The 17169-nt window shown below is 61.8% G+C and carries 19 protein-coding genes and 2 pseudogenes; 10 read left to right on the top strand and 11 right to left on the bottom strand.

The genetic code is table 11. The features are described 5' to 3' along the window. Positions 1-41 precede the first annotated feature (41 nt). Positions 42-479 carry a GFA family protein gene (locus P8014_RS17375; RefSeq protein ID WP_337818587.1) on the top strand — a complete coding sequence of 146 codons (438 nt, stop codon included), beginning with the start codon at positions 42-44 and terminating at the stop codon, positions 477-479. A gap of 8 nt (positions 480-487) precedes the next feature. On the opposite strand, the gene P8014_RS17370 is transcribed toward P8014_RS17375, so the two are convergent. Next, positions 488-1480 (bottom strand): ABC transporter permease, encoded by a 993-nt coding sequence (locus P8014_RS17370; RefSeq protein WP_337818586.1) that lies wholly within the window; start codon positions 1478-1480, stop codon positions 488-490. A 345-nt stretch (positions 1481-1825) separates the two neighbouring features. On the opposite strand from P8014_RS17370, the gene P8014_RS17365 reads away from it, so the two are divergent. The 6 genes from P8014_RS17365 (at position 1826) to P8014_RS17340 (ending at position 7243) form a co-directional block, all read left to right on the top strand. Further along, entirely contained in the window at positions 1826-2155 is a 330-nt protein-coding gene (locus tag P8014_RS17365) for a thioredoxin family protein (RefSeq protein ID WP_337818585.1), read from the top strand. Beyond that, positions 2152-2766, top strand: coding sequence for a 1,6-anhydro-N-acetylmuramyl-L-alanine amidase AmpD (gene ampD, locus P8014_RS17360; protein ID WP_337818584.1), 615 nt, complete (start codon positions 2152-2154; stop codon positions 2764-2766). Before P8014_RS17365 ends, ampD begins: the two co-directional genes overlap by 4 nt. Then, positions 2763-3707, top strand: a complete 945-nt coding sequence (gene ampE, locus P8014_RS17355) for a regulatory signaling modulator protein AmpE (protein WP_337818583.1) — start codon at positions 2763-2765, stop codon at positions 3705-3707. The genes ampD and ampE overlap by 4 nt, the downstream gene beginning before the upstream one ends. A gap of 23 nt (positions 3708-3730) precedes the next feature. Continuing rightward, complete coding sequence (locus P8014_RS17350) at positions 3731-4306, top strand: histidine phosphatase family protein (RefSeq protein ID WP_337818604.1); 576 nt, start codon at positions 3731-3733, stop codon at positions 4304-4306. 526 nt (positions 4307-4832) lie between these two features. Continuing rightward, entirely contained in the window at positions 4833-6164 is a 1332-nt protein-coding gene (locus P8014_RS17345; protein WP_337818582.1) for a GAF domain-containing protein, read from the top strand. Continuing rightward, positions 6047-7243, top strand: coding sequence for an EAL domain-containing protein (locus P8014_RS17340; RefSeq protein WP_337818581.1), 1197 nt, complete (start codon positions 6047-6049; stop codon positions 7241-7243). The genes P8014_RS17345 and P8014_RS17340 overlap by 118 nt, the downstream gene beginning before the upstream one ends. 30 nt (positions 7244-7273) lie before the next feature. Here the strand turns inward: P8014_RS17340 and P8014_RS17335 are convergent, their stop codons facing one another. From P8014_RS17335 to P8014_RS17310, 6 genes are all read right to left on the bottom strand, one after another. After that, positions 7274-7585, bottom strand: a complete 312-nt coding sequence (locus P8014_RS17335) for a hypothetical protein (RefSeq protein ID WP_337818580.1) — start codon at positions 7583-7585, stop codon at positions 7274-7276. A 69-nt stretch (positions 7586-7654) separates the two neighbouring features. Further along, positions 7655-8854, bottom strand: coding sequence for an ABC transporter permease (locus P8014_RS17330; RefSeq protein ID WP_337818579.1), 1200 nt, complete (start codon positions 8852-8854; stop codon positions 7655-7657). An 8-nt stretch (positions 8855-8862) separates the two neighbouring features. Further along, positions 8863-10095 carry an ABC transporter permease gene (locus P8014_RS17325; protein WP_337818578.1) on the bottom strand — a complete coding sequence of 411 codons (1233 nt, stop codon included), beginning with the start codon at positions 10093-10095 and terminating at the stop codon, positions 8863-8865. Then, the gene (locus P8014_RS17320) at positions 10092-10787 is read right to left on the bottom strand and encodes an ABC transporter ATP-binding protein (protein ID WP_337818577.1); all 696 of its coding nucleotides are present in this window, start codon (positions 10785-10787) and stop codon (positions 10092-10094) included. Before P8014_RS17320 ends, P8014_RS17325 begins: the two co-directional genes overlap by 4 nt. After that, positions 10784-11941: an efflux RND transporter periplasmic adaptor subunit gene (locus P8014_RS17315; RefSeq protein WP_337818576.1), complete on the bottom strand. Its 1158-nt coding sequence runs from the start codon at positions 11939-11941 to the stop codon at positions 10784-10786. The genes P8014_RS17320 and P8014_RS17315 overlap by 4 nt, the downstream gene beginning before the upstream one ends. Positions 11942-12088: 147 nt before the next feature. Beyond that, a complete protein-coding gene (locus P8014_RS17310; protein ID WP_337818575.1) occupies positions 12089-12412 on the bottom strand; it encodes a DUF2322 family protein in 324 nt (107 codons plus the stop codon). Positions 12413-12517: 105 nt separating this feature from the next. On the opposite strand from P8014_RS17310, the gene P8014_RS17305 reads away from it, so the two are divergent. Next, positions 12518-13288 carry an inositol monophosphatase family protein gene (locus tag P8014_RS17305; protein ID WP_337818574.1) on the top strand — a complete coding sequence of 257 codons (771 nt, stop codon included), beginning with the start codon at positions 12518-12520 and terminating at the stop codon, positions 13286-13288. Positions 13289-13367: 79 nt separating this feature from the next. Here P8014_RS17305 and P8014_RS17300 read toward each other — a convergent pair whose 3' ends face one another. Next, positions 13368-13697 carry a hypothetical protein gene (locus P8014_RS17300; RefSeq protein WP_337818573.1) on the bottom strand — a complete coding sequence of 110 codons (330 nt, stop codon included), beginning with the start codon at positions 13695-13697 and terminating at the stop codon, positions 13368-13370. Between the two features lie 128 nt (positions 13698-13825). Here P8014_RS17300 and P8014_RS17295 point away from each other — a divergent pair, with 128 nt between their 5' ends. Continuing rightward, a complete protein-coding gene (locus P8014_RS17295; RefSeq protein ID WP_337818572.1) occupies positions 13826-15148 on the top strand; it encodes a methyl-accepting chemotaxis protein in 1323 nt (440 codons plus the stop codon). A 227-nt stretch (positions 15149-15375) separates the two neighbouring features. On the opposite strand, the pseudogene P8014_RS17290 reads toward P8014_RS17295, so the two are convergent. From P8014_RS17290 to P8014_RS17280, 3 genes and pseudogenes are all read right to left on the bottom strand, one after another. Beyond that, positions 15376-15477, bottom strand: a pseudogene (locus P8014_RS17290) (addiction module toxin RelE); the annotation flags it as partial. Positions 15478-15997: 520 nt separating this feature from the next. Continuing rightward, entirely contained in the window at positions 15998-16288 is a 291-nt protein-coding gene (locus tag P8014_RS17285) for a DUF1330 domain-containing protein (protein WP_337818571.1), read from the bottom strand. Between the two features lie 56 nt (positions 16289-16344). After that, positions 16345-16923 (bottom strand): GNAT family N-acetyltransferase, encoded by a 579-nt coding sequence (locus P8014_RS17280; RefSeq protein ID WP_337818570.1) that lies wholly within the window; start codon positions 16921-16923, stop codon positions 16345-16347. A 112-nt stretch (positions 16924-17035) separates the two neighbouring features. Between P8014_RS17280 and P8014_RS17275 the strand changes: the two are divergent. Beyond that, positions 17036-17169 (top strand): annotated as a pseudogene (locus P8014_RS17275) (IS3 family transposase); the annotation flags it as partial.

Here is a 17169-nt window from a genome sequence, read left to right as displayed (position 1 = left end):
TTCGCGCGGTCGCTGCCGTGGCCATGTGAGGAGGAATGCTCATGTCGAACCCACGCCGGGAACCCTATACAGGTCGATGTCTTTGCGGACAGGTGAGCTACGCGGTAGACAGCTTCGAGCCCAAGGTGGCGCACTGCCACTGCTCCATGTGCCGGAAGTTTCACGGTGCGGCCTTCACGACATTCGCCAGCGTGCGCAGGGAGTGTTTTCGCTGGGTCTCGGGCGAATCCCTGCTGAAAGGCTATCGGGCTGCCAATGGGACGGTGCGGAAGTTCTGCTCGAATTGCGGTTCGAGCATGGTATTCGTACCTGCGGCGGGTGATGGGGGACGCGTCGAGATCGCCTTGGGAACCCTGGATTCCGAGCTGGATTTCGCCCCGGATGCGCACATCTTCGTCGGCTCCAAGGCGAACTGGGACGCACTGTGCGACGAGTTGCCGAAGTATGTCGCGGACAGGGGCAGCGAGCGCGTCGACTGACGTTGCTGTCAGTCCCAGCGGAAGGTTGCCGCACCTATCGCCAGAAACACCGCGCTCATCGCGGCCAGCACCAGCAGGTGCGGCGCGATGGCGGCCAGTCCGGCACCGTCGAGCATGACGGCGCGTGCCGCCTCGAGCACGTGCGTCAACGGGAATATCTGCGCAAGTTTCTGCACCCAGGGATTGAGCCCGGCGAGTGAGAACCACACGCCCGAGAGCATCATCATCGGCCAGGTGATGAGGTTCAATATGCCCTCGGCCACCTCCTCGCTGCGAAAGCGCGCGGCGATGATCAGCCCGAGGCTGACTAGGCTGACGGCGCCGAGTAGGAACACCAGCAGCAGTGCGGCCCAGGATCCGGCCATCGGAAAGTGCAGCAGCATGCGCAGGCCGAGGTAGAGCAAGGCGGTGACCACCAGCATCAGCCACAGGCGCGACAGGATCTGCGCGGCCAGGAATTCGAACGCGGCCAACGGGGTGGCCTTGAGCCGGCGCAGCACGCCGTTGCGCCGATAGCGGACGATGACGTAACCGACGCCGTAGAGCGCCGAGAACATCATGTTCATGGCCAGTACGCCGGGTACCAGCCAGTCGACATAGCCGATCTGCAGCCCCTCCACCGTTGCCCGCCGGTAGGTGGATGTCCCGCTGCCGTCGAGGATGCGCGCGACCAGATAGCCTTTGGGCGAATTCCTGTTGATCCAGTAGCGGTGTGTGGTCGGGTCGACCAGCATGTCGAGTTTCTGGTGCCCGACCATTTCGACGCCTTGTGTGAGACTAGCTACCGGAATGAAGTCGATATAGCGGGTGGCGAAAAAGCCGCTGTTGGGTACGCTGCCGACCACGCCGACCTTGTATTGGTCCAGTGACTTGCCGGTGAAGGCCACGGCGAAGCCGAGGATGACGAACACCGGCAGGGCGAAGTTCCACATGAGGGCGGCGCGGTCGCGGATGAATTCGCGGTTGCGGGCGCGGAAGACGGCGAAGATGCGTTTGAGCATTGGGGGCAGAAGTAGGGTGTGGGTGTGTTGGGAAGATGGCAGGGTAACCTGTTGGTGAGTGTTTGGGGCGGGAATCGAGGTTTTGGACTTCGGCTGATGGATGTTTAAAAGTCCGCATTCTTCATGCCGGATTTTGTGACCGGAGCCCTGACTGAGGGTGCCCGAAACCAGCTTCAGCACCAACAATGGGAATAGAAACGATACACTTCGATCGGCGCCCAAAAAGTGCGCTTAATCAAGCGTACAGGTTCGAATGAAACATTCAAACGGCCAACTCCCTGTTCAGCCAACCCGACACCCCGTGTAAACTGCCCCAACTGAACAGAAACGCTCCGGCGAACCCGCATGACGACCCTGGCGCCCGATTACGGTGATCTGCACCACCACCTCGCGCGAACCCGCGGGGTCGTTCTGGTCATGTTCACGGCTGTCGGCTGCGGTTCCTGCCGGCGCATGCGCGCAGCGTTGGCCGAATGTCCCGATCTGCCGGTGATCGAGGTCGACGCCGGCATCGATCAGGCGCTGGCTAACGAGTTCGACGTCTTTCATCTGCCTGCATTGTTCGCTTACCTCGACGGCTGTTATCACGGGCCGCTGGCAGTGGAGCCGACGCCGGCGCGTATTGAGGCAGGTCTGAGTGCACTGCTGGCGCAGCCGGCCCAGGATCCGCCATGAATGTCGATTGCGAAGGCTGGCTGGACGCCGCGTACCACCGGCCCTCGCCAAATGCCGACGAGCGGCCCGATGCCTGCGTGCCGGAACTGATCGTGGTGCACAACATCAGCCTGCCGCCAGGGGAGTTCGGTGGCCCCTGGATCGACGCACTGTTCGGTAATTCACTGCCGGCCGATGAGCATCCATACTTCTCCGACATCGCGGGGCTCAAGGTATCGGCGCATCTGCTGATACGGCGCGACGGCACGCTGGTGCAGTACGTTCCATTTCTGCGCCGTGCCTGGCATGCCGGCATTTCGTTCTACGGTATGCGCGAGCGCTGCAACGATTTTTCCATCGGCATCGAACTCGAAGGTGCCGACGACGTACCTTACGAAGATGCTCAGTATGAACGGCTGGCCGGCGTGATCGCTGCCCTGCTGACTGCCTATCCGACGCTTTCGCGCGAGCGGATCAGTGGGCATTCCGACATCGCGCCGGGGCGCAAAACGGACCCGGGGCCGAGTTTCGAGTGGGGGCGTTTGCGCCGCGAACTCGGCCGATGTCTTGCAAGCCGGCCGCTCAGCCCCGAAACTCTTCGCATCGAACCGCCCTGTGAGGACGCCTCATGACGTTGATCTCCCTGCTCATTGCCCTGGCGTTGGAACGCCTGGTCGGTTATATGAGCGATTTCCGCCGTCCGGCGCTGTGGCTACGCTACGCCAACGGTTTCGACGCTACCCTGCGCCGCCTGGGCTTGGGGCATGCCGCTCTGCGTCTTCTGCTAGTACTGCTGGTGCCGGTGCTGGTGGTCGGCTGGGTGAGCGATGTGTTCGATTCCGTGCTTCTTGGTTTGTTGTGGATCGTGTTCAGCGTCGCCGTGTTGCTGGTTTGCCTGGGCCCGGACGACCTCGAGGAGGACGTCAACGCCTACACCGAGGCGGTCGCTATGGAGGACCCGTTACGGCAGTGGCGTATCGCAGCGCGTTTCCTCGGCGCGGCGCATGTGCCGGAGGAACCGCGGAAGCGTGCACGCGCCGTGGCCGAGTCCGCTTTTGCCGAGTCCAACAACCGGATTTTCGCAGTTGTGTTCTGGTTCGCCGTGCTGGGGCCGACGGGGGCGGTGTTCTACCGCTTGGTGCGCTTGCTTGCGCATTTGCCGCTGGAAGACGAGAAGGCGAGTGAGGTCGTCGAGACGGATGAGGACGAGGATGTGGCGCTGGACGAGCGGCCGGAGTCCTCGCGCCTTGCGGCTGGGCTGTGCGCCTTGCTCGAATGGGCGCCGGCGCGCCTTGCGGCGTTGGGCTATGCGGTCACCGGCAGCTTCGATCACGCGATGGACGGCTTGCGCAGCCTGTTCTGGGGTGAGTCGCAGCGCATGTCCGAGAACACCCGCGCGTTGCTGATGCGCAGTGGCGCCGGTGCCGCGCGTCTCGACGACATGCTGGAGGACGAGGCCGATGCCGCGACTCTGAGCGCGGTGTTCGCCACCGTCATCAACCATATCCATCGCAATATCATCGTGTGGATGGCGGTATTGGCGCTGTTCACCCTGGGCGGTTGGCTGACTTGAGCCGGTCGGCCGGCGACTCCGTGCTGGAGGTCGATCTGCTGCGCCATGGCGAACCGGTCGGCGGCCGGCGCTACCGCGGCGACGGCGTCGACGACCCGCTCAGCGAGACGGGCTGGCGGCAGATGTGGTCGGCGGTCGAAGGGGAGCGTTCCTGGTGCCGCGTGTTGAGTTCTCCGCTGCGCCGCGCCCGCGAATTTGCCGAGGCCCTCGCCACGCAACGCGGTGTCTGTTGCGAAGTGGACGAGCGCTGGCGCGAGATTGGCATGGGCGCCTGGGAAGGGCTGACGCGCGAGCAGGCGCAAGCAGTTGATGCGCAGGCCTATGCCGCCTATTACCTCGATCCGCTCGCCGGACGCCCGGCCGGTGCCGAATCGTTGGAAGTCCTGCGCCGGCGCGTGGCAAAGGCGCTGGACTCACTGGATGGGGACGGGCCGCTGCTGGTGGTGGCGCATGCCGTGGTAATCCGTGCCGCTATCGCCCATGCCGTGCAAGGGGCTGCAGCGGCCATGATGCGCATCCCTGTCCCCTATGCAGGGCTGACGCGGTTGCGGCGTGATGAACGCGGCTGGGCGCTGGTTTCTCACCAAGGGACGTGCTGAGCAAATGGCTGAGCGGTGTCCGCGCTTCCGTCTGTCCGAGTGATACTCTGCGGTTGAGTCCGGTGCCTTCAAGAGGCTTTATGCCATGCAGATGAGCCCGTTAGGCGTGTTGCGTGTGACTACAGCCATGTGATCTTGTGGTAGCCCGATGCCTTTGTCGGAAGCTTTGCGTATCATGCGCGCATGAGAGCAATGTGCCGATGGACGAGCGGCGCCCTGGGGCCGTTGTTCCCGTGCTGGCGTCGGCAAAAGCATTCGATAGCTGGCAGTAATCTGCCAATCAGTGCCACGCATTGAATTATGACTATAGATTTATAAGGGCTTATGCCTCTGGATTGCAGTTTTCTGCGTAGTACACTGCCATGACGGAGCCGGCCCTGAAGAGTAGTGGATGAGAGTCAGCGAAGCTGCGAATACAATGGCGGCGCGTGATGCGTCAAAGCTTGCACACTGCATGCATGTTGCCTTCCTGCCAGGCTGACGGACGCGGATGCGAATGCTGACCAACTCCGATGCGAGAGTACCGATGAATCGTCTGCTGCGTGCTTTGGTGCGTGGTGCCGAACGCTTGCCGTTTCCGATTCTGATCAAGGATGGCAGTCTGCGTTGGCGTTATGCCAACGAAGCGGCTTGCGAATTGTTCGGGGTATCTCTGGCGGGTTATCGGCACCAGACCGACGCCGAGCTGCTCGATTCCGGTTTGGCCAAGCAGATTCACGGGGACGATCACGCTGCGCTGAGTCTGCGCGAAACGGCCGAGACGCGCGAGGTCTTGGGCGGCCGCAGTTTCCGGCTCTTCCGCTATCCGCTGCGCGACGGAGATGAGGTCGCCGGGCTGGTCAGCATCGCGCTGGAGTTGACCGAGTTGGAGGAGGCGCGCCTCGCCTTCGAACGCCAGCGCGATTTCTACATGGCCCTGTCCGAGGTCAATCAGGTCGTCATTCGCGACGAATCACGCACCCCTGCCGATCTCTACGACAGCGTGTGCCGCGTCATCGTGCAGCATACCGCCGCAATCATGGCCGTGATAGCCAAGGTCGATCACGAGCAACAGCAGGCGATATTCGTGCACCAGCGCGAAAAATTCGCGCATCTGCCCACGCTACGCGGGCTTCAGTTACCGCTGGACGCGACTCATCCGCAGGGGCAGGGCGCAACTGCCAGGGCGGTGCGCGAAGGTCGCATCATCGTGGTCAACGACATTCAGAACGCTCCGGGGATGGCGCCATGGCATGCGCTGCACAGCGAGTACGGCGTGCGTTCGTCGATCGCGGTGCCGATCACGCTCAAGGGCAATCACGAATTCGTGCTTATCGTGTATGCCGCAGAGCAGGACTTCTTCACCCCCGATCTCGTGCATCTGCTGCGCGATATGGCTGACGATGTAGGCTTTTCCGTGCTGCACCAGCGCCAGGCCGCGCGCCTGAAACATCTGGCGCTGTACGATTCGCTCACCGGGCTGCCCAACCGCCTGCAGTTCTTCGAGCGGACGGCGGCACTGGTCAACGGTGGCAAGTCGATCTGTGCACTGCTCATACTGGATATCGACGATTTCAAGTTCTACAACGACCTGTTCGGCAACGAGGCCGGCGATTCTCTGCTGATCATGGTGGGAGATGGCTTGCAGGCCTTGTGCGGCGACAGCGACGGGACTTGCCGGTTACGCTGGGGCTTTCCTGTGGCTACGCGCTTTATCCGCGGGACGGCGGCGACGTCGATACGCTGGTGCGTCGTGCCGGTATGGCACTGCAGGCGGTCAAGACCGAGGGCGGCAACCATCTGCGAGGCTATCACCCGGCGCTGGAGGAGAGCCTGGACCGACGCCGCGAGGTGCGCGCGAAGATCGAACGTGCCTTGACCGAGGGACGGGTCGAACCGTGGTTCCAACCGCAAGTCGACCTGCTCAGCGGTGAGGTCATCGGCCTGGAGGCGTTGGCGCGCCTGCGCGCCGAAGACGGCTCCGTCGTCACTCCTGACTGGTTCATCGACGTGATCGAGTCCGATGCGACGCTGATTCGGCGTCTCGGCGTGGCCATGCTCGACGGTGTCGGTAAGCGGCTTCCCCGTTTGCGCGAACTGGGGCTGGACGTTCCCGTGTCGGTGAATATCGGTGCGCGCCATCTGCTGGCGCCCGGTTTCCGGCACGACCTGACCCAGTTGCTCGAACGCCACCCGCAGCTGGTACAACGCCTGGAAATAGAGATCACCGAGGCTGAAAGCTTGGCCGACATGCCCCGCGCGGTGAAGATTCTGCATTGGGTGCGGGCGCGCGGCCTGGGTGTGGCACTGGACGATTTCGGCAGCGGCTACGCTTCGGTGGGCAACGTGCGCCAACTGCCGCTGACCACGCTCAAGCTGGACCAGGAGTTCGTTTGCAATTTGCCGGCTTCGGTGGATGACCAGACCATCGTCAGCGCGGTGGTGGTCGGCGTGCGCGGCCTGGGCGTTCGGCTGATCGCCGAAGGCGTGGAAACGGACGAACATGCCGAACTGCTGGGGGCGCTTGGGCTGACCCTGCTGCAGGGCTACGCGATCAGCCGGCCGTTGCCCTTGTCCGAGCTGGAGCGCTGGAACGGCGGCTGGCAGCGCCCCGCCAGCTGGCGACTGTGGGCGCGCCCGGCCTCGACGCAGGGTACGGCGCTGGTCTGCGTCGGCGCCTGGTTCGGTCTGCGGCGCTGGCTGGCGCGGCCCGACCTGGGCGAACCCCAGGTGGTCAGCCGGTTCCGCGAACGGTTGCTAAGCGGCGCGGATTTCGGTTGTCCGCCGCCGCTCACCGAGTTCCGCAGTCTGTTCGTCTCGCTCAGCGATCGCGTGTTGGATGCCGTATCCGATTCCAGCGGGGAAGGCAGTCGCAAGCGTGAGCAACTGCTTGCCGAGGTCGATGCCATGGGACGCATGATGCGCCGCGCGATAGGCCGCAGCAGCCTGATTTCCTGATCGAGTCCGTCGGCGTCTGCCGGCCCGCTTTCAGTCTTTTCCGCCCAATACCGCAACCAACCAGGAGATCAGCCCGAAGAAGGCCGACTCGCCGGCCGGCAGCAGCCAGGCCGAGCTGTGATGTCCGAGCATAACGGAGACGGCCAGCAACAGGCCCGCCAGCATCAACAACCTGCCGACGAAACTGAGTATGCGGCGCATGCCGTGCTGCTCCATGCGTTCGATCAGCGGCCACAGACCCAGACGTTCCAGCGTGTGCCGGCAGCCGGTCGGGTCGATGGCGGCATAGGCAATGCAAAGTGCGATGATCGTGTTGACCACATAAACGGTGGTGACCAGCATACTGAGCCTCTTTGACACGCCATATCGGCGTCGTATGATGTGTTGAATTCTATCGTGTTCCGCGTTCGGTCATTCTTCGCGCAGTGCCTCGACCGGATCGAGCCGTGCCGCGCGCTGGGCCGGCAGAGCACCGGCCAGCAGCCCGATGAACGCGGCCAGCAGCTCCGCCAGCAGGGCGTACATCCAGGGCGTCTTCACCGGCAGAGCCGGCACCAGCAGCCCGAGTAAGTGCGCGCCGCCGGCGCCGACCGCCAGGCCGGCGAAACCGCCCAGGGAGGCGAGCACCACGGCCTCGCCGAGAAACAGTGCGAGAACCTGGCCGCGCCGCGCCCCCAACGCGCGGAGTAGACCGATTTCGGCGGTGCGCTCGCGCACGCCGATGTTCATGATGGTGAAGATGCCGACCGCGCCGACCAGCAGCGAGATGCCGCCCAGCGCCCCCACGGCCAAGGTCAGCACGCCGAGGATGTTGTCCAGCGTGCTGAGCATGTCCTCCTGCGAAGTGATGGTGAAGTCCTCGCTGCCGTGGCGCTGCAACAGTACCTTGCGGATGCGCTCGGCCATCAAGGCGGCGGGTACGTCCGCCGCGTAGCGCACGTCGATTTCCATCAATCCCTCGCGGTCGAACAGCGCCATGGAGCGGCCGGCGGGGATGTAGACCGTATCGTCGAGATCGAAGCCCAGCACTTGACCTTGGGGTGAGAGTACGCCGATGACGCGGAATGTCTCGCCGCCGATGCGCAGGCGCGCGCCGAGCGGATTACGCGTACCGAACAGTTCGCTGCGCAGTTTCGATCCCAGCACGACGAAGGCGCGCGCGGTGCGTGGATTGTCCGCGGGCAGGGAGCGGCCCAGCGCCAGTTGTGCGTTCCAGACCTGCAGCAGCTGCGGGCCTGTGCCAAACACGGTGGTACGCCGCGAGCGACCGTCGGCCGAGACCTCCGCATTGCCCTGCACGCCGGGAACCATGGCTTCGACGTGGGGAAGGCGCGCCAGCGCCTCGGCATCGCCCAGGGTCAGCGGGCGTACGCTGGCGATGGCGCCGCTGGGCATGCCGTGGGTAGTGGTGCGTCCCGGGTTGATCGCGATGAGGTTGGTGCCGAACTGGCTGAACTCGTGCAGTACGAACTGGCGCACGCCTTCGCCGATCGAGGTAAGCAGCACCACCGCGGCGATGCCTACCGCGATTCCCAGCGCGGTGAGGATGCTGCGCATGCGCTGCGCCAGCACGCTGCTCAGGGAAAGATGGACGAAGTCGCGCGAGCGCACCGCTGTCCTTACCTCCGCGATAGGGCTTGTACGGGATCCAGCCGCGCAGCGCGTCTGGCCGGCAGCCAGCCGAACAGAACGCCGGTGCCCACGGCCACGCCGACGCCCGCCGCAATGGCCCAGGTCGGAGCGCTGAGGGAGAAGCTGGGGAACAGGCGGCTTAGGGCGAACAGGCCGGCGTAGGCGACCGCCACGCCGGCGGCGGCGCCGAACAGCGACAGCAGCGCCGCCTCGGTGAGGAACAGGCGGGTGATCAGCCGCGGCGGCGCGCCGAGCGCCTTGAGCAGGCCGATTTCCTGGGTGCGCTGCGAGACCGCGATGAGCATCACGTTCATGATCAGGATGCCGGCCACGGCCAGGCTGATCGCGGCGATGCCGGCGACCGTAAGCGTGAGCGCCGTGAAGATGCGGTCGAAGGTCGACAGCATGGCGTCGAGGCTGATGATGGTGATGTCGTTCTCGCCTTCGTGGCGGGCGGTGATCAGCGTCTCGATGGCGCGCTTGGCGGCAGGGATGGACTCGCGGCCGCGCACCTCGACCAGCACGCGGAACAGTGCCTGGGTGTCGAACAGCGCCTGCGCGGCGGCTACCGGAATGATGGCTACGTCATCCATGTTCGCCCCCAGCGACTGCCCCTTGGATGCCAGCACGCCGACCACGCGAAAGCGCCGGTCGCCGATGCGCACGAGTTCGCCCACTGCGGGTTGGGTGCCGAACAGCTCGGTCTTGAGCGTTTCGCCGAGCACGCATACCGCGGGGCTGGAGAAGGGATCGCCGGTCGGCAGGAAGCCGCCGCGTGCGATCTCCAGATGGCGCACCGTCTTCAGTTCGGCGGTTGACCCGAGGATCATGACGTCGCGCGAGCGTGCCCCTGCAGAGACTTCGGCATCGCCGATCACGAGCGGCGCGATCGAGGCGATCAGCGCACTGTGGCGCAGGCTCAGCGCATCGTCCAAGGTCAGGTCGCGCGGCGTGGCGCCGAGCATGGGCGGCGCGCCGCCGGTGGTCTCGGAGCGTCCGGGCATGATGGTCAGCACGCTGCTGCCAAGGCTGCTGAATTCCCCGAGTACGTACTGCCGCGCGCCTTCGCCCAGCGCGGTGAGCACGATCACCGCGGCCACGCCGATGGCCATCGCCAGGCCCATCAACGCGGTGCGCGCGCGGGCCGCTCCCAGCGCGTGCAGCGTGAAGTGCAGGCCGTCCCGGGCGAGCATGCCGGCGCTGGCGGATGAGGCGTTCATGCGGGGGTGGCTTCGTCGGACAGCACGCGGCCGTCCATGAAGCGCACCATGCGCCGGGCGCGGGCGCCGAGGTCGGCGTCGTGGGTGACCACGATCAGGGTGATGCCGCGGGCGTTCAGCGCTTCGAGAATGTCGATAACGTCGGCGCCGGAGGCGCTGTCGAGATTGCCGGTGGGCTCGTCGGCGAGCAGTACTTCCGGCTCCATGATCGCGGCGCGGGCGATGGCCACGCGCTGGCGCTGGCCTCCGGAGAGCTGGTCGGGGCGGTGCTGGGCGCGGTCGCTGAGCCCGAGTTCATCGAGTGCGCTCTGTACGCGCCGGCGGCGTTCGTTCACCGCGACGCCGGCCAGGATCAGCGGCAGCTCGACGTTTTCGAAGGCGGTCAGGCGTCCGACCAGATGGAAGAACTGGAACACGAAGCCGATCTTGCGATGGCGCACCTCGGCCTGGCGGGCATCGGGAAGCTGCGTGGTGTCGGTGCCGTCGAGCAGGTAGCGTCCGGCGCTGGGGCGGTCGAGCAGGCCGAGGATGTTGAGCAGGGTCGACTTGCCCGAGCCCGACGGCCCCATGACCGCGATGTACTCGCCGCGCCCGATGCTCAGCGAGACGTCGTCCAGCGCATGGACTTCCTCGTCGCCGAGCACGAAGCTGCGGCTGACGCCGTCGAGCTGAATGACCGGCGTCTCGTTCATTTCGCGGCAGCTTTCCCGGCGGTCGCCAACACGTTGTCGGCCACACCCTTGCGGTCGACGCTGGTGACGACCTGCTGGCCGGCCTGCAGCCCCGAAACCACCTCGGTCCAGTTCCAGTTGGACAGGCCGGGCTCGATGCGCGTCAGCTTGAGCCGGCCGCTGGCCTTGTCCAGCACGTAGACCTCGTTGCCGTTGACGACGGCTTCGGTGGGTACGCGCAGTACGTTCGGATGCGCGGCGAGAATGATTTCCACGTCAGCGCTGTAGCCGGCCAGCATGCTGGCGAGGTCGGTCTCGCGCGCGAAACGCACGTCGATGTCGACCGTGCGCGCCTGTTTCTCCAGGTCGATGACGTAGGCGCCGATGCGCGACACCGTGCCCTTGAAGGTCTGCTTGCCGAAGGCGTCGAGCGTGATGCGCACCGGCATGCCGAGCCGCACCTTGGAGGCGTCGACCTCGTCGATGGGCGCCTCGACGTAGAAGCAGGAATTGTCGATCAGGTCGATGACCGGCAGGGTCGCGATGCCGGGAGGGGAGGGCGTGACGTACTCGTCCACCTCACCGTTGATGTCGGCGATCACACCGGCAAACGGTGCGGTGAGGATGGTGCGGTCCAGATTGGCCTGGGCCAGGCGTACCCTGGCCTCGGCGACCTGGTGGCTGGCGTGAGCGCCTTGGCAGTCCGCGGCGCGCGCCTTGGCGGCAGTCTCGGCCTTGTCGGCCTGCTCTACCGAGACCATGCCGCGGCGGTTCAGCGCAATCTGCCGGTCGGCCTCGCGTTTGGCCACGTCGGCCTGCAGGCAGATGCTGCGCGCCTGGGCGGCGGTGGCTTTGGCCTCGCTACCGGCAAGGGCGAGCTGGGCCTTGAGGTCGTCGTTGCGCAGTTCCAGCAGCACCTGGCCCTGCTTGACCTTCTCGCCCTTGTGCACGTCGAGGCGGGCGATCTGCCCGCCGACCGCGGGAGAAAGCTTAGTGCGTCGGCAGGCTTCGACCGTACCGGCGCGGGTATTGGCGACGTTGGCCTCGACCGGACCGTGCCCGACCGTGGCCACGGTGATGGTGATCGGCTGTGGCCGTTGCAACCAGGCGGCGAGGCCGACTATTGCGACGACCAGTACGGCGGGAATGACATAACGCGGCCGCAACAGGCGCATGAGGCTTCCTCCGAAACGGTGTCGGATGCTTCGACGAGACGCAGGTGGCCCATTGAAGCACTGTTGCTCAGCGTACTCTGCGCGACCGTTTCGTGTAGCCGGATCCGGGGTGACCTTGACCCCGATCAGTTTTTCATCGAGAGCCGGTCAGAACGCCTTTGGCACCGCCTTGACCGAGTAGAACAAATCCTCGTCGATGATGTGGAACAGACGATCGATATTCGGATGGGCACCGGCGTTGACGCGCGCGTCCTCGGCGTGTTCGGCGAACAGCTCCAGCGCTTCCTTAGCCGCCTTGGGCGTGAGGCCGCCGTGCTGAACGGCGACGTAGTAGTACACCGCCAGCGAGCCCTGGCTGCCGGGGACGTTCTCGATCGCCGCCTCGGGCTCGTAGCCGTCGCCGTAGAGTTCCAGTGCCTGGAGATCATCGACGGAAGGCAACTGTGCGAGGTTTTCGGCGAAGCTGGGCATGTTCGGTTTCTCCTGAATGCGGGCGCCCGAGTGTAGTGAGGTCTGCGCGCACGCTCAAGGACGGTTAGAATTCGGCGTTCTTACGTACAACTGCAGGAGCCGTCGATGTCCACCAGCCACTACCTCGAGACGGCGCTCAGCGCCGCGCGCGCCGCCGAGGCCGTCATCCGCCGCTACTGGGAGCAGGGTGTCGAAGTGACCCTGAAGGCGGACGAAAGCCCGGTCACCCGGGCCGACGTCGAGGCTGAGGAGGCCATCCGCAAGGTGATCCTGGAGCGCTTCCCCGAACACGGTTTCTTCGGCGAAGAGACCGGCAAGACCCGCGCCGACGCCGAATTCACCTGGCTCATCGACCCGATCGATGGCACCAAGAGCTTCATTCGCCGCACGCCGTTCTTCTCCACCCAGATCGCGCTGACGCGCGGCGGTGAACTGATCCTGGGCGTGTCCAATGCGCCGCTCTACGGCGAACTGGCCTGGGCTGAGCGCGGGCAGGGCGCCTATATCAACGAGCGCCGCATACGCGTGGGCGGCGTGGAGCGCCTGAGCGACGCGGCTATTTCCTTGGGCAATATCAAATCACTCGCCCAGGGGCCGGCCTGGTCGGCGCTCGGCGGGATTGTCGGCGAGGTCAACCGTACGCGCGGTTACGGCGATTTCTGTCACTACCACATGCTTGCCGCCGGGCAACTGGACCTGGTCGTCGAATCCGATCTCAACATTCTCGACGTCGCGGCGCTGTCGGTGATCGTCGAGGAGGCCGGCGGCGTGTTCACGCAGCTCGACGGTGCGCCCCTCGGGCTGGAGAGCACGTCAGTATTGGCGGCGGGGAGTGCGGGCTTGCACGGCGAGGTGCTGGGGCGTTTGGGCGCTTGAGTCGTTGCTTCTATCGCTGATGAGGCGGGAATGCCCTGCGAGCCATTCCTGTCCATGCGCCCGCCTGCGAGGCAATTGATCAGGAGCGTGTGGATGTCATGAAATAAACCATGATAGAAACATACAAATGAAAGCGCAGGTGACAGTCGTTATCAGAGTCCAATAAAACACCCGTCCCAGGAAGCGGTCTAGCGCTGTTCGCCTGCGGCGTTTCCACCACGAAGTGGTAATGGCTGGTCATCTCGCAATAGACATGCACGCGCCAATTGAAACGCGTGCAGACCGCGCCCAACTGCACTAGCCAAGCTTCACGGTCCTCGTCATCACGGTAAATCCCTTCGCGGCGATCAACACGCGAGGTCATATGGTAGAACTCACCTGGCAACTCGATGCGTAGCGGTCTGGACATGCCGCAAGCTCGGCTAACGGATGCGCGATTGCATGGCCTGAGCCCGACTCTTAATATGACCCCGACTCTTAATCTAGATTGCAATTAAATCTATACTCATTGTGGGAGTCGGCCATAAGGGAAAGAACATGAAAACGTATTACCGTCTGGCATTAGGTCTCAACACTGTATCTATAGTAGTTGCATTACTATTCGCGATAGAAAACACAAGCCTGCTGATTTTGGTTGTAGCGATGGTGGGGTTGTTAGGTTGTCTGATAAAAATGGAACATTTTGCAAGAGAGAAATTCAATTTTTATGAACAGATTCTCGATGTTATCCCAAATCCACTTTCTGTCACTGACTTGGATATGAAGTGGACGTTTGTCAATCGAGCTGCTACCGATCCACTGGGAGTGAAACGTGAGGACGTACTCGGACAGCACTGCTCAAATTGGGGAGCAAACATCTGTAACACCGAAGACTGTGGTGTGCACTGTTTAAGAAAAGGCAAACCGAACACTTCCTTTCACCAGTGGGGAAAAGATTTTCGTGTAGACACTTTTTACATCAGTGGATTGGATGGCAACGAGATAGGCCATGTTGAATATGTACAGGAAGTATCAGAAAAGGTTGCGCTAAAAGCCGTGTACAAAGATGTGGATGGCATCAGTGCAAACCTCACAACAGGGGCAAACGAGCTTAATGCTGCCAGCCATGCTCTGACAGTAGGCTCAAATCAGCAAGCGGCTTCTATTAGCCAAATCGGCAACTCGCTCAATGAGATTCTTACTCAGGCCAATGACAATGCCGAGCGTGCATCAAGAGCCAGTGTGGACTCGTCCAAGGCACAGAAAGCTGCGACCATGGCCTCCGATGAAATAAGAGAACTTGAGCAAGCGATGCAGGAAATTAATCGCTCAAGCGAAGCGATCAGTGACATTATTAATATCATTGATGATATAGCATCTCAGACTAACTTGCTTGCACTGAATGCTTCGATTGAGGCCGCTCGGGCAGGCGAAATGGGGCGCGGTTTTGCTGTGGTAGCAGATGAAGTAAGACAACTTGCTGAGCGCAGTACAACAGCCGCTAGCGAGTCTGCACAGTATATTCAGTCATCAGTAGAAAATGTCGAAAAGGGAAATGCAATATCACAAAAATGTGTGAATGCATTAAGCGAGATTGTTAAGCACGTGGCAACTATCTCCAATACCATCGAAGAAATAGATAATGCATCGCAAAGTCAGGCGATGGGGTTGAGTCAGGTAAATCAGGGCATGTCAGAAATTGATAAGGTGACTCATTCGACGGCAGCGTCTGCGGAAGAGACTTCTCTCTCTGCCTCTGAGTTGAGCGAGCTTTCGCTGAAACTTCAGGCTCAGCTCGAAAATATGAAAAAGATTGACGGATTAATCGATGATTCCGGCAAGAAAGAATTCGCCATCATCGAGGTTAAAGATGTGTCATAACATAAAGAAAACCTGAAATATTCCGAGTATTGAGGCCTCGGGATATGGTTCCAAATGAGCTGGATGCCTTAAGGTGTGGGAAGCCAAGGCTGCCTATCTGGATGATTGGCCGGACGAGATAAAGAGACGCACGCTGTGCAAACGGTTGAGTGTATGAGGCCGTTCCCATACAGAGGGGGCGGTATATTATCGACCGGTCTTCGGGACTCGTTTAAGTGTCTAGCCAGCTCTCGGTCCTCGTCATCGTTGTAGATCTCCTCGCGCCGGTCACCACGCCGAGTTATATGGTAGAGCCCATCGGCCAGTTCGATGCGTAGGGGCCTGGACATGCCGCAAGCTTAGCTGACGAATGCTTGATTGCAAGGCTTGGCCCCGGTTCTTTGCTGGGGCGTTTGAGCGCTTGAGTCGTTGCTTCTGTCGCTGGCGAGAGGGCGTCAGTTTCGCCATGCAACCACGCTCCAACAAGTGAGACTTCGCGTGGGTAAGTATATGAAATAACAACGAAAAATAACGCAATCCTGATGGTCATCACCGTCCACACCACGAACGAATAACGGTTATTCACTTGCCAATAGTAAAGTGACGAAGGGCCAACAAAAGCGAGCCAGACGGCAGGGGCTACAAGAATAAACGTGAACAGCCACTGAGCGGGCGATGATGGTCTGGTAGTCAGCACGGCCAAAGCGACGCTTGCGATCACAAACCACCGCCAAGTCCAGCTGCGTGTGCGATAGGAATCTCTAGGTTTTAAGATCATCGGTAATGACTGAAACGCCTGTAGAGAAGTGGGTGGCGGCGGGAGAAGTGAACATTGCATTCCCGTCAGGCATTTGAATTTGCCGTCTCTCGCTACGATCCTCCATCAACCAATATGAGATTACCCTCCGTGCTCCTGTGACGAATGCCGAATAGCTCTTTGACTTCGGGGTCGGCGAGAAAGCTGTTTGCGTTCTCCCTTGTTTCGAACTCAAGAACTATCAGTGTTTCCGGGCGCCAAGTGCCCTCAATAGTGTCAGGGTGAACGCCCTCAATCAGGTATTTTCCGTGATGCTTTTTTATATGCGATGGAATTTTTTCTACGTATTCCATGAATTCATTTAGATCAATGATTTTGAAATCCAGAATTAGATACGCCTTCACGATCGAATGATTTCCAGTGTTCCTGCTTCAACGTCCACGTTCAGGTGCGCGGCGGATCAATCACTACTTACAGCATGTTGTTGGGTATTGAATTTCTCATACCTCTCTATGCTTTCTTCGCGAACCTGGTAGCCGCAAACAGCGGAGCCTGAACCAATATGTACCAGTCCGGCCTTGGCGAGAACTCTGCCCGACGCTGGATTTCGGCTAAGGTGGTGCGCATGAACTCTATCGAGTTTCATCGCGCCGAAGCCGAATCGGATAATGGCTTTGCAGGTTTCAGTGGCGTATCCGTTGCCCCAATGGTCGACTCCAACCCAATAGCCGATTTCAGCTTCTCGATGGCTGAAATTCATCAGCGAGATACAACCAACAAGCAGGTCGGACTCTTTGATAGTGATTGCGAACGTTGCTAGTTCCCCTCGCCCCCACTTTTCCGAGTGAGAGCCGATCCACGTTTCTGCGAGACCATCAGGATATGGATGGGGAATATTCGCTGTGACATCTGCGATCCGTATGTCGCCCGCGAGCTGTTGAACCCGAAGAGCATCGGTCTTGACGAAGGGTCTCAGGACCAATCTTTGGGTTGTCAATGATGGCTGGCTTTCCATTGAGCTATCGGCGCTGAACATCATTCCGTAGGATAGCTAGTACTTCATGCTGGAGTGCATATCCAAGCCGCATAGCACCGGCCGCCTGAACCGCTCCGGGTATTGCGGAGGCTCCAACACTTGAGAGAATGGAGCCATGAACAAGTCGAACAAGTTTTCCCCGGAAGTGCGTGAGCGTGCGGTTCGCATGGTCCAGGAGCATCGCGAGGAGTATCCGTCGCTGTGGGCCGCGGTGGAGTCGATTGCCCCGAAGATCGGCTGTGTGCCCCA

This window comes from Acidihalobacter sp., from assembly GCF_037381185.1.
Taxonomy (GTDB): Bacteria; Pseudomonadota; Gammaproteobacteria; order DSM-5130; family Acidihalobacteraceae; genus Acidihalobacter_A.
The sequence above is the reverse complement of the archived record's forward strand: the minus strand, read 5'-3'. Positions and strand labels throughout refer to the sequence as shown.

Coding starts and splice junctions, on each gene's coding strand:
- P8014_RS17375 (WP_337818587.1), top strand. CDS start 42: ATGTCGAACCCACGCCGGGAACCCTATACAGGTCGATGTCTTTGCGGA.
- P8014_RS17370 (WP_337818586.1), bottom strand. CDS start 1,480: ATGCTCAAACGCATCTTCGCCGTCTTCCGCGCCCGCAACCGCGAATTC.
- P8014_RS17365 (WP_337818585.1), top strand. CDS start 1,826: ATGACGACCCTGGCGCCCGATTACGGTGATCTGCACCACCACCTCGCG.
- ampD (WP_337818584.1), top strand. CDS start 2,152: ATGAATGTCGATTGCGAAGGCTGGCTGGACGCCGCGTACCACCGGCCC.
- ampE (WP_337818583.1), top strand. CDS start 2,763: ATGACGTTGATCTCCCTGCTCATTGCCCTGGCGTTGGAACGCCTGGTC.
- P8014_RS17345 (WP_337818582.1), top strand. CDS start 4,833: ATGAATCGTCTGCTGCGTGCTTTGGTGCGTGGTGCCGAACGCTTGCCG.
- P8014_RS17340 (WP_337818581.1), top strand. CDS start 6,047: ATGGCACTGCAGGCGGTCAAGACCGAGGGCGGCAACCATCTGCGAGGC.
- P8014_RS17335 (WP_337818580.1), bottom strand. CDS start 7,585: ATGCTGGTCACCACCGTTTATGTGGTCAACACGATCATCGCACTTTGC.
- P8014_RS17325 (WP_337818578.1), bottom strand. CDS start 10,095: ATGAACGCCTCATCCGCCAGCGCCGGCATGCTCGCCCGGGACGGCCTG.
- P8014_RS17320 (WP_337818577.1), bottom strand. CDS start 10,787: ATGAACGAGACGCCGGTCATTCAGCTCGACGGCGTCAGCCGCAGCTTC.
- P8014_RS17315 (WP_337818576.1), bottom strand. CDS start 11,941: ATGCGCCTGTTGCGGCCGCGTTATGTCATTCCCGCCGTACTGGTCGTC.
- P8014_RS17310 (WP_337818575.1), bottom strand. CDS start 12,412: ATGCCCAGCTTCGCCGAAAACCTCGCACAGTTGCCTTCCGTCGATGAT.
- P8014_RS17305 (WP_337818574.1), top strand. CDS start 12,518: ATGTCCACCAGCCACTACCTCGAGACGGCGCTCAGCGCCGCGCGCGCC.
- P8014_RS17300 (WP_337818573.1), bottom strand. CDS start 13,697: ATGTCCAGACCGCTACGCATCGAGTTGCCAGGTGAGTTCTACCATATG.
- P8014_RS17295 (WP_337818572.1), top strand. CDS start 13,826: ATGAAAACGTATTACCGTCTGGCATTAGGTCTCAACACTGTATCTATA.
- P8014_RS17280 (WP_337818570.1), bottom strand. CDS start 16,923: ATGATGTTCAGCGCCGATAGCTCAATGGAAAGCCAGCCATCATTGACA.